Annotated in this window: 13 protein-coding genes; all 13 read right to left on the minus strand. The window is 28.6% G+C overall.

The annotated features are described in order from the left end of the window. Nucleotides 1-368 (minus strand): YgjP-like metallopeptidase domain-containing protein (locus tag KQI16_RS07240; RefSeq protein ID WP_216433183.1); only part of this gene is annotated, 368 nt, incomplete at its 3' end. A 169-nt stretch (nt 369-537) separates the two neighbouring features. After that, on the minus strand, nt 538-1,773 hold the full coding sequence (locus KQI16_RS07245) for a DUF1015 domain-containing protein (protein ID WP_216433185.1): 1,236 nt from the start codon (nt 1,771-1,773) through the stop codon (nt 538-540). 21 nt (nt 1,774-1,794) lie between these two features. Continuing rightward, complete coding sequence (locus KQI16_RS07250) at nt 1,795-2,700, minus strand: D-2-hydroxyacid dehydrogenase (RefSeq protein ID WP_119866449.1); 906 nt, start codon at nt 2,698-2,700, stop codon at nt 1,795-1,797. Between the two features lie 122 nt (nt 2,701-2,822). Then, on the minus strand, nt 2,823-3,899 hold the full coding sequence (locus tag KQI16_RS07255) for a pyridoxal-phosphate-dependent aminotransferase family protein (RefSeq protein WP_216433187.1): 1,077 nt from the start codon (nt 3,897-3,899) through the stop codon (nt 2,823-2,825). A gap of 431 nt (nt 3,900-4,330) precedes the next feature. Further along, entirely contained in the window at nt 4,331-4,621 is a 291-nt protein-coding gene (gene mscL, locus KQI16_RS13310; protein WP_442861803.1) for a large conductance mechanosensitive channel protein MscL, read from the minus strand. A 4-nt stretch (nt 4,622-4,625) separates the two neighbouring features. Further along, on the minus strand, nt 4,626-4,808 hold the full coding sequence (locus KQI16_RS07265; RefSeq protein WP_119866452.1) for a hypothetical protein: 183 nt from the start codon (nt 4,806-4,808) through the stop codon (nt 4,626-4,628). A 287-nt stretch (nt 4,809-5,095) separates the two neighbouring features. Continuing rightward, complete coding sequence (locus KQI16_RS07270; protein ID WP_216433189.1) at nt 5,096-6,427, minus strand: IS3 family transposase; 1,332 nt, start codon at nt 6,425-6,427, stop codon at nt 5,096-5,098. A 140-nt stretch (nt 6,428-6,567) separates the two neighbouring features. Then, on the minus strand, nt 6,568-6,810 hold the full coding sequence (locus KQI16_RS07275) for a pro-sigmaK processing inhibitor BofA family protein (RefSeq protein ID WP_216433191.1): 243 nt from the start codon (nt 6,808-6,810) through the stop codon (nt 6,568-6,570). A 43-nt stretch (nt 6,811-6,853) separates the two neighbouring features. Further along, nucleotides 6,854-7,150: a DUF2508 family protein gene (locus tag KQI16_RS07280; protein WP_216433192.1), complete on the minus strand. Its 297-nt coding sequence runs from the start codon at nt 7,148-7,150 to the stop codon at nt 6,854-6,856. Nucleotides 7,151-7,221: 71 nt separating this feature from the next. Beyond that, nucleotides 7,222-8,724, minus strand: a complete 1,503-nt coding sequence (gene cls, locus KQI16_RS07285; RefSeq protein ID WP_216433194.1) for a cardiolipin synthase — start codon at nt 8,722-8,724, stop codon at nt 7,222-7,224. A gap of 48 nt (nt 8,725-8,772) precedes the next feature. Next, on the minus strand, nt 8,773-9,372 hold the full coding sequence (gene recR / locus KQI16_RS07290; RefSeq protein ID WP_216433196.1) for a recombination mediator RecR: 600 nt from the start codon (nt 9,370-9,372) through the stop codon (nt 8,773-8,775). Between the two features lie 53 nt (nt 9,373-9,425). Then, the gene (locus KQI16_RS07295) at nt 9,426-9,770 is read right to left on the minus strand and encodes a YbaB/EbfC family nucleoid-associated protein (protein WP_216433198.1); all 345 of its coding nucleotides are present in this window, start codon (nt 9,768-9,770) and stop codon (nt 9,426-9,428) included. A 108-nt stretch (nt 9,771-9,878) separates the two neighbouring features. Beyond that, on the minus strand, nt 9,879-11,220 hold a 1,342-nt coding region (dnaX, locus tag KQI16_RS07300; RefSeq protein WP_216433200.1), incomplete at its 5' end, for a DNA polymerase III subunit gamma/tau.

The raw sequence follows: 11,220 nt of genomic DNA on the forward strand, positions 1-11,220 counted from the left end.
GCTTTAGTATCATTAGTATTACTTTTTACTATTAATTTTTCTTCAGAAAGTTCAGCTTTTATCTTTTTATAATTGTCCTTTATATCTATATATAATTTATATTCTCTTCCAAGATATAGATAAGTTTCCCCTTCAATGCCTTCTCTTTTTATCTTTTTTGCATTTATAATACTAACTTCATTCTGCTTCTCTATTATCCATTTTGCCTTTTTCTTAACTATATCTATTACTTCCTCTTCTTTTAAAAAGTCTGGAGAAATAACCGTCACTTTCCCATCTAACTCTACTTTAATACTTAATGTCTTCCTTTTTCTATATATAAGTTCAAAATCTATATTTTTTCTTTCATATTGAAAACTTAATTTCATATTTACCTCTTAATCTATATTTAAATAATATTTCTTCATAATTATAGCACTTATTAAAGTCCCTTTTATTTAAATTATTAGTCTAATAACATTAATAAAAAAAGAGAAATTATAAGACTAAATTCTTATAATCCCCTTTTTAGCTGTTTTATGTTTTGACATATACCTTTTAAAATTTATGAATAAATATGCCACTTCTAGGTTTTGGTTCAAACCAAGTTGATTTTGGCGGCATAATATTTCCACTATCTGCAATATTCATTATATCATTTATTTCAGTTGAATACATTGAAAAACTTACTTTCATATCTGTATCTGCTCTTCTTTCTAATTCTTCTAATCCTCTTACCCCTCCAATAAACTCTATTCTATTAGAAGTTCTAGGATCATCTATTCCCAATATAGGTCTAAGCAAGTTATTTTGAAGAATAGATACATCTAACTGACTTATTATATCCTCTTCATCAAAAGTACCCTCTTTAGCTCTTAACAAATACCACTGTTTTTCTAAGTACATTCCAAAAGTATGTTTTTCCTTTGGTTCAACTGGATTTTCACTTATATTTATTTCAAACTTTCCTTCTACTGCCTTTAAAAATTCATCTTTTGCAAGTCCATTTAAATCTTTAACAGTTCTATTATAAGCTAAGACTTCTAATTCACTATCAGGATAAGCAATAACTAAAAAGTAATTAAATTCTTCTTCACCAGTATAATTCTTAGTTTCTTCTCTTTTTATATTAGATACTTTTGCTGCAGAAGCAGCTCTATGATGTCCATCTGCAATATATAAATAATCCACAGTTTTAAAAATTTCTGAAATTTTATCCACATCTTTTCTGTTGTTAATTATCCAAACTGTGTGAGTAACTTCATCTTCAGAAGTAAAATTATATAAAGGCTCTTTTTCCATCCAAGCTTCTATTATCTCTGATATTTCCTTGTTTTCCCTATAAGTTAAGAATACTGGACTTGTATGAGCACTTGTTTTATAAATATGTTTAATTCTATCTCTTTCTTTTTCTTCTCTAGTAAGTTCATGTTTTTTAATTATATCATTATTATAATCATCAATAGAGGCACAAGCTAAAAGACCTACTTGGCTTCTATTTTTAATTTTTTGTTTATATATATAGAAAGAAGGTTCCTCATCTTTAATATATAAGCCTCTTTCTATCATTCCATCTAAATTTTCCCTTGCTTGTTCATAAACTGCATCACTATAAACATCTATATTTTCTGATAAATCTACTTCAGCCCTATCAACATGTAGAAAAGAGTACGGATTATCTTTAACCATCTCCCTAGCTTCTTCCACATCCATTACATCATAAGGTAAAGATGCTATTTGATCTGCTAATTCTTTTATAGGCCTCATAGCCTTAAAAGGTCTTATTATTGCCATACAAATCCTCCTTAGTATTTTTTAATTAAAAAAATCCTTTATTATTGAAACAACTTCCTCTCCGATTCTATCTTGTGCTTCTATAGTAGATGCCCCTATGTGAGGTGTGCAGCTAACTCTTGGATGCTTAACTAACCGTTCATTTGTATTAGGCTCTACTTCAAAAACATCTATTCCCGCACCAGAAACTCTTCCTAAATCTAAAGCCTCTAAAAGAGCCTCCTCATCTACTACTTTTCCTCTTGCACAATTAATTATATATGCCCCTTCTTTAATTATGCTGAATTCTTCTTTTCCAATTAAATATCCCTTACTCTCATCATAAGGAACATGTAAAGAAACAAAATCAGCTTTTCTTAATAAGTCCTCTAATTCATAATATTCAAATTTAATATCTTCAATCTTTCCAAAACAGTCATTATATATAACTTTCATTCCCAAGGCCTCAGCCTTAATTGCAAGAGCTTTTCCTATTCTGCCCATTCCAACTATTCCAAGGGTTTTGCCTTCAATTTCAACACCCTTATATTTTTTCTTATTCCACTCGCCTTTTCTCATAGTGTAATTTGAAGTTCCAAGAAATCTTGCTACTGCAAACATATGAGCAAGGGCTAGTTCTGCTACAGAGTTAGAACTTGCATAAGGAGTATTTTTAACAACCATACCATATTCCTCTGCAGTTTTTATATCTATATTATCAACACCAACTCCTGCCCTAATTATAAGCTTCAATTTTCCTGTTGAAGCCTTTTCTAATATTTCTTTAGTTACTTTTGTTGCTGATCTTACTACTAAGCAATCATAGTTCTTTAATTTATCACCAAGTATATCTTTATCATAATGTTTTGAAACAACTTCAAATCCTAAAGTTTCTAATTTCTCTATTGCTCCTTCTTGTAATCCATCATTTAATAATATTCTTATCAAAAGGATCCCCCCTATAAATAGCTATATATTGATTAATTAATTATTTATGCTAATAAGAGTTTAGATATTACTCTAAACTCTTTATAAAAAATCCTATTTATTTATTACTTATTGCAATGCTTTTAATCTAACCCCAAAATATCATTTATATTAACAAGCAATTCTTCTAAATCTTCCATTGTACAATCTGCCATATGGGCAATTCTAAAAGTCTTATCTTTTAAACTACCATATCCATTAGATATTACAAAGCCCCTTTTTCCTAATTCCTTGTTTAATTCTGATATATCGATATTTCTTGTATTTTTTACTGTAGTTAGTGTATTTGATAAATGATTTTCATCTGCAAATAAATCAAAATACTTTTTAGCCCAATTTCTAACTACTTTTGCTAATTCTAAATGTCTATTAAATCTGTTTTCTAATCCTTCTTTGTTAAGGATATAATCAAGTTGATAATCTAATGCAAACATATGAGAAATTGATGGAGTTGAAGGATATTGATAATCCTTTTTTTGAATATAATTATACAATGATAATAAATCTAGATAAGTTCCCCTATTTTTAACCTTTTCTGCTCTTTCCTTAGCCCTTTGTGAAAAAGTACATAAAGATATTCCCGGTGGAAGACCTAAAGCCTTTTGAGATGAAGTAATACAAATATCTATGCCCCATTTGTCAACTTCTATCTTTGTTCCAGCTGCTGAGCTTACTGCATCAACTATAAATATAATATCATCATATTTCTTAACTATTTCACCAATTTCATCTATAGGATTCATTACTCCTGTTGATGTTTCATTATGGGTTACCGCTATTAAATCATATTTACCTGTTTTTAAAACATCATTTACCATTTCTGCATTAATAGCCTGCCCCATTTCAACTTCAAATAAATCTGCTGGAACATTATTTGAAACTGCCATGTCATACCATCTTTTCCCAAAAGCCCCTACGGAAAATACGGCTGCCCTTTTTGCAGTACATGATCTTATAGCACCCTCCATAAGACCACTTCCAGATGTAGTTGAAAGTAAAATTTCACTATCTGTAAAAAATACTTTTCTTAAATTATTGCTTATTCTTTTTTGTAATGAAGAAGCTTCCTTACTTCTATGACCAATTAAAGGTTGTGCCATTTGCTCCAAAACTTCTGGTCTAACTTCAACTGGTCCGGGAATAAACAACTTTTTATGCATCTTATCCCCCCCATTTATTTATTGCTTTTTGCTAATACTTTACTGATAATTTTACTACTTTTTAGAATGATAAACAACACCTTTTTGTCAATTTATTAAAATTATTGAGATTTTCAAAAATAATATTATGTATATTCCTAGTTTTTTATTAATATGTTATTATATTTATATGTTTTTTGTTAATATATTAATAAAAAATCACTTTATTGCTTTACTGTGCAAAATTAAAAATAAAAAGGATTTTTATTTAACTAAAAATCCTTTTATTATAATTATGTATTTTTATTACTTATTTCTTTCAAGGTATCTCTTATTTCTGTTAATAATAATTCTTCCTTTGTTGGTTCTTTAGCTTTAGTCTCTTGCTGCGCTAATTTTTCATTTTCCCTTTTTCTATTTAACTTGCTTAAAAACTTTATAAAAATACATAATTATAATGTAATTATTAAAAAGTCTACAACATTTTGAATAAACTGACCATATTCTAATACTGCTGGATCCTTGCCAGGTATTTCTCTTAAAGTATATGATAGATCTTTAAAATCAACTCCACCAATTATAGCACCAATTATAGGCATTATTATATTGCTAACTAATGATGATACTATTTTATTAAAAGCTCCTCCTATAATAACCCCTATTGCTAAATCTATTACATTTCCCTTCATAGCAAAATCTTTAAACTCTTTTATTAATCCCTTACCTCTTTCTTTAATCTCCATTCTATCACTCCTCAATTATTTCATAACTTAGATCTAGAACCGATTCTGTTTCCCTGCAATATTTTATACATAGGCATTGGCCTAATACTCTTGGACATCTATAACATAAACACTTCTTATCATTTCCATCACAAGATTTTTTATACTCTGGGCAATATCTACAATTAATACCACTTCCAACTGGCATTCTACTAATTCCTCCTTTAAAATAACTTTATAAAATTTATCTATTCTTTTAGTTTATCATATAAAAAATGATAATCAATAAAGTAACATCTTTTAATTGAATCCATATAATAATTACATAGAAGAGGCTTTTCACTCATTGAATTATTTGAAAACTTCTAACTCCCATCTATAAACTTATTAAAATTTTATTAGTTCCCTTCTCTCAATAAAAGGAGCCTGCTCATTAAAATAAAAATGAACAGGCTCCTAAAGTGGACCCTTTGTCAAGAACACAATAAAAAAAAGTTATGAAGCTAATAAAAGATGATTTCTATATTGTTTAGGAGTCATCTTTTTTAGATTCCATTGATACCTATAATTATTGTAATATTCAATATAATCATCAATAGCTCTAATCACTTCTTTAAGTGTATGATAGCACTTGAAATCAACCTCATCTTTCATATGTCCAAAAAAAGATTCTTGAGGTGCATTATCCCAACAGTTTCCACGGCGAGACATTGATTGTCCTAAATTATTTTCCTTTAATAATTTTTGAAATTTTGGACTAGTGTAATGTACACCTTGATCCGAATGAATAAATGCATCTTCATGTAAGTTATCTTTATGTTGAGCTATTAATTTATCTATAGTAGTTGTTGCAATATCAAGTTTTATCGAATCAGAAACGTGATAAGCAAGAATATCGTTGCTACTACCATCTTTGATGGTAGACAAATAAGCCATACGATTATTTCCATATGGTAAGTATGTAATATCAGTCAATAGTACTTTCCCTGGTATCCCTTGTTTAAAATTACGCTCTAATAAGTTTGGTACCACCCTATGTTCCTTCGTTGCTTTAGCCATTCGGCGGTACGGGTTAGCTTTTCTTATAGGGCATTTAATATCATATTTTTTCATAATGCGTTGAATTTTTTTTCTGCTATAAATTATTGAGAATTCGCCTTGTAAAACCATTTTAATTGAGCGAGAGCCCTTCTTATAACCTCTGTAGTTATATGCCATAAGAATATTATCTCTAGCTTCTAAATCTCTATCTTCCATTAATTTTTGATTACCTAATGTATTCAAATAATTATAATATCCCGAACGTGAAACATCTAAAATTTTACAAAAATACGAAACCATATTTTTAAAACCGTTATTAATAATAGTTTCATTTATTAATTTAAATATCTCCTTACTTCGTAGATTTATGCTGTTGTTTACCAGCCTCCTTTCTGTCACGTCTAATTTTTTTAACAGTTCTAACTGTTCCTCTAATAACTTAATTTTAGCTTCCTGTCTCAAAATAATATCGTCTTTAGTAACTTCCTTATCTGTAGGTCTTCCATTATTCTCTTTTCTAGTGTCTCTTAATCCTACAATACCATCATTATTATAAGCTCTTAGCCATCTAGCTGCCGCTTGCTCGTAACGTTTAATACCAAGTAAAGTTACATCAAAACCAGCTTCTTCAAAAATAATTCTTGGAAGCTTTCCTTTTAAATATTCTTCTATAAATAATCGCTTAAACTCGTCAGAGTAAGTTATAGATTTTTCGCTTACTTTAACTACATAGGGGTTTTGTTTCAATGATTCAATAGTTTCTTTGTTAAATGTTATTTTACTCATATTCCATTCCTCCAAGATACTAATATTATACATAAAAAAGCACCTATAAACGAGCCACTTTTTTTCAAAGTGTCCTGTCTATAGGTACCATTTTATCCTTTTATATTTATTTTATTTAATGTAGATGATGAGTTACAATTTTAAAAAAATAACTGAAATACTACTAATAAAATTATTCCCGGTATTCCTAAAAATCCTGCTATTAATGCCGTTACTGCATTTATGGCTATAGTAAATCCTAGATATGATCCTAATATATTCGCTAAATATAGCAAAACTAATCCTATTATTCCATTTATTAAAATTTTAAATGGCCATTTTAAAATTTTTAGCACAATGATCAGTAATACTAATCCTATTAAGCCAAAGACTAAATTATCCATTTAACCAATCCCCCTTTAATTTATAATATGCAGTATTACTTAACTATATTATTTCTACTTTCTTTAAATGTTTCTTTTTAGCTACTGACAATAAATAATTAAATCTATTTCGCGCTGCATTTTCACTATTAATTGCAAGTTCTATTAAATTAGGATCAGTTACAGAATTAAACAAGGATCTAGCTACTTCTAATTCTATAATTGTTTCATTAATAGAATTAAGTAATGCAACATCTTCTTCTGTATATTGTTCTTCATTTTCTTCCTTAGGCTGATTTTTAAATTTATTATTTTTATTAAAATAATCTAGTAAAATCTTTAAAATAAACTTCCTATCCATATTTCCCTCCCGAATATTATATCTAAATTTTTCCCATTTTTTAGAAAAATATTCAGGTGGATTTTCGTATTTTACATTAGTGGAGCAAAAACTCTTAAAATAGCAGTAATAAATCTATTAGACAACCTTTCTTTTCTACAATCCTCAATAGAGATTTCTTGTGACTTAGATAAAATATCTAAAAAATCTTCTTTAATTTCATTAATTGATTTAGTTTTATACAATAAAACTCCACATTCAAAATGGAGATATAAACTTCTATAATCCATATTTATTGTTCCAACCACTCCAATTTCATCATCTGAAACAAAGGTTTTTGAATGTATAAATCCTGGAGTATATTCATAAATTTTCACTCCTGCTTTTAAAAGCTGTGGATAATAAGCTCTAGTAACTCTATGAACATACCATTTATCAGGGATATGAGGAGTTACAATTCTAACATCAATTCCACCCTTTGCAGCAACTGTTAAAGCTGTTACAAGCTCATTATCTACTATTAAATAAGGAGTTACTATATAAACATAATCCTTAGCCTTATTTATAATATTTAAATATACATTTTCGCCAACAGCTTCATTATCCAATGGACTATCCCCATAAGGCTGAACATATCCGTCACATTCAAATTTTCCAGTATAATTTATATAAGGCTTATATTTTTCAAATTCAATTTCTTCCCCTGTTGTAAATTTCCAAACTTGAAGAAACATCATAGTTATCTTCCATACTGCATCTCCCTTAAGCATTATAGAAGCATCTTTCCAATAACCAAATCTCTCTTTTTCATTTATATATTCATCAGCTAGATTAATTCCTCCTATGAAAGCTGTATGTCCATCTATTACTGTTATTTTTCTATGATCTCTATTATTCATAATTACGGATAAAAAAGGTACAAAAGGATTAAATACAACTGTCTTAATTCCCTTCTGCCTTAATTTCTCGTAATACTTATAATGCAAGGTTGTAAGGCATCCCATATCATCATATATAAGTCTTACATCAACCCCTTGCCTTACCTTTTCTTCAAGGATTTCTAAAATTTCATCCCACATCTTTCCTTCTTCTATTATAAAATATTCAAAAAGGATATAATGTCTTGCTTTTTTTAGTTCCTCTATTAAAACCTTAAAAAATTCTTCTCCCGGAGATAAATATTCTGTAATTGTATTTTTATAAATTGGACTTGATGCATAATCCTTTAAGTATTTTGCTTGAGTATAGAAATGCTTATCTTGCTTATATATTTCATCTAATACTTCTTCATTCTGATCAAGTAAATATTCTGTTTCATTATGAATTTTTAATATTTTTTCTCTAAACCTTTTTGTTGTCTTCTTTAAACCAAAAATAAGATAGAATAGTCCTCCAAATACAGGAAATGCCAAAACTGGTATTGTCCAAGCTAATTTATAAGAAGGATTATCTTCAGTACTAACTATGTACACTACAACAAATAAACTAACTAAGGTAAGTATTGAATATAAATATACAAAAGAATCTGCAAGTTTCCATATTCCAAAAGTTAAAAATAAGAATTGAAGTAAAATTAAGAGTCCGACTATAAACATTCTACTAAATAAAAATTTTATTATTCTAATAAATCATCACCACACTATTTATTTTATTTCTTTTCTTCCTTCTAAGGCCTTTGAAAGAGTTACCTCATCAGCATATTCCAAGTCTCCTCCTACTGGAATACCTGATGCTATTCTTGTTACCTTAACATCTAAAGGCTTTAATATTCTTGCTATGTACATAGCTGTAGCTTCACCTTCAATATTTGGGTTAGTTGCTAATATTACTTCTTTAATATCAGCACCCATTCTTGATACAAGTTCCCTTATTCTTATATCTTGAGGACCTCTTCCCTGCATAGGTGAAAGATTACCATGAAGTACATGATAAACTCCATTATATTCTTTAACCTTTTCTACAGTCATTATATCCTTAGGCTGCTCTACCACACAAATAGTTTCCTTATCTCTACTTGGATTGCTGCAAATTGAACAAGGATCTTTGTCTGTAAAATTTCCACATACAGAGCAGTATTTTATTGTTCCTCTTGCCTTTACAAGTGCTTCTGCAAATTCCTTAACCTCATCCTCTGGAAGATTTAATATATGCATAGTTAATCTTTGAGCAGTCTTATGTCCTATACTTGGAAGCTTCGCAAATTCTTCTATAAGTTTTTCTATTGCAACTGGATAAAAATCCATACTATCACCCTTCCTATTATAAAAAGGCGAAATAAATTCGCCTTTAACTCTTCTTAGAATAATCCAGGTATATTCATTCCACCTGTTAATTTACCCATTTTATTTGCTGTTTCTTCTTCTGCTTTTCTTAATGCTTCGTTTACTGCAGTTAATACTAGATCTTCTAACATTTCTACATCATCTGGATCTACTACCTCTGGTTTTATATTTATAGAAAGTACTTCCTTTTTACCATTTGCTTTTACTATAACAGCTCCACCGCCTACTGAAGCTTCAAATTCCTTAGTTTCAAGATCTTTTTGCATTTGCTCCATTTCTTTTTGAAGCTTTTGGGCCTGCTTCATTAGGTTATTTATATTTCCTGCACCAAATCCGCCTGGAAATCCTCCTCTTGCCATAAAAAATCCTCCTTCATAAATTAATCTTTAAAATAAATTATTTTCTCACTTTATATATATTATCATGTATTTATGTGATTTTCATTGTTATTTGTATTAATTTTTAAATTATTCATCTAAAATATTAACTATATCTGAACCTAACTTTTCTAATATAATATCTTCTGTTGACTTTTCCTCATTTAAATCATTTTCTACAACAAATACTACTTTTATCTTTTCTTTAAATACTTCTGATAATACCTCAGTAATAACATTCATATTTTCTGGCTTTTCTAACCTATCTTTATTAAACTTATATTGTTCTTCATATTCAATAGTTAAAACCCCATTTTCACATTTAACTGGTTTCCCAGTTACAATTGATGCATAAATAATCATTTTTCTTCTTGCCTTAAACTTTTCTAAAATATCCTGCCAAGATCTTTGTATATCCCTTAAAGTTACCTTTGAATATTCGTTTAATACTTCCTTAGGACTTTCTTTCCTTACAACATTTTTAGAACTATTAACTAAGTTAGATACCTTTTTAACTTCATTCTTTTTTTCGTCTCTTAATGAAACTTCTTCAACTGGAACAGCTGTAATAATTCCTCTTTTTAATTTTTCTTCTAAACTATTTAATCTAGATAATATAATTTCATTCGAAGTATCATATTCAATTTTGCACATTTTTATTATAGCAAGCTCTAAATATATTCTTGCTTGCTTACTAAGCTTAGCATCATTTTCAGCTTCTTGGAGTATTCTTATGCATCTCATCGCTTCTTCAGCTCTTATTTTACTTGCTTGTTCCTTTATTAGTATAATATTTTCCTCAGACATATCAAGGACTTCCTCTGGATTATTAGTTACCTTAATCATAAGGATATTTCTGTAATGACTTATTAAATCCTTAATAAACAAGTATATATCTTTTCCGCTGTTAACTACTTCATCAACTACATTAATCGACTTTTCTATATTTCTTTGAATTATTCCGTTAGCTAGATCAAATAAATTGTCATTGGTTACTAAACCCAACATATTTAAAAGTATGTCATATTGCACTGTTCCATTTCCCATGGATATTGCTTGATCTAATATACTCAAAGCATCTCTCATAGCTCCATCAGAAACTCTTGCAATAAGATTTAAACTTTTTTCATCAGCAATAACATTTTGATCCTTTATAATCTTTCTTAATCTTCCTGTTATATCTTCATAATTTATTCTTTTAAAGTCAAATCTTTGGCATCTTGAAAGAATAGTTATTGGAAGCTTTTGAGGGTCTGTTGTTGCTAATATAAAAATTACATTTTGGGGAGGTTCTTCTAAAGTTTTTAGAAATGCATTAACAGCTCCAGTTGACAACATATGAACCTCATCCATTATATAAACCTTATATTTTGCTTCTTGAGGAGGATATTTTACATCATCTATAATATCCCTAATTTTATCAATACCATTA

The sequence above is a fragment of the Caproiciproducens sp. MSJ-32 genome (assembly GCF_018918055.1).
Lineage (GTDB): Bacteria > Bacillota > Clostridia > Clostridiales > Clostridiaceae > Clostridium.

Coding starts and splice junctions, on each gene's coding strand:
- KQI16_RS07280 (WP_216433192.1), bottom strand. CDS start 7,150: ATGGATAGGAAGTTTATTTTAAAGATTTTACTAGATTATTTTAATAAA.
- mscL (WP_442861803.1), bottom strand. CDS start 4,621: ATGGAGATTAAAGAAAGAGGTAAGGGATTAATAAAAGAGTTTAAAGAT.
- KQI16_RS07270 (WP_216433189.1), bottom strand. CDS start 6,427: ATGAGTAAAATAACATTTAACAAAGAAACTATTGAATCATTGAAACAA.
- KQI16_RS07295 (WP_216433198.1), bottom strand. CDS start 9,770: ATGGCAAGAGGAGGATTTCCAGGCGGATTTGGTGCAGGAAATATAAAT.
- KQI16_RS07255 (WP_216433187.1), bottom strand. CDS start 3,899: ATGCATAAAAAGTTGTTTATTCCCGGACCAGTTGAAGTTAGACCAGAA.
- cls (WP_216433194.1), bottom strand. CDS start 8,724: ATGTTTATAGTCGGACTCTTAATTTTACTTCAATTCTTATTTTTAACT.
- KQI16_RS07275 (WP_216433191.1), bottom strand. CDS start 6,810: ATGGATAATTTAGTCTTTGGCTTAATAGGATTAGTATTACTGATCATT.
- recR (WP_216433196.1), bottom strand. CDS start 9,372: ATGGATTTTTATCCAGTTGCAATAGAAAAACTTATAGAAGAATTTGCG.
- KQI16_RS07245 (WP_216433185.1), bottom strand. CDS start 1,773: ATGGCAATAATAAGACCTTTTAAGGCTATGAGGCCTATAAAAGAATTA.
- KQI16_RS07265 (WP_119866452.1), bottom strand. CDS start 4,808: ATGCCAGTTGGAAGTGGTATTAATTGTAGATATTGCCCAGAGTATAAA.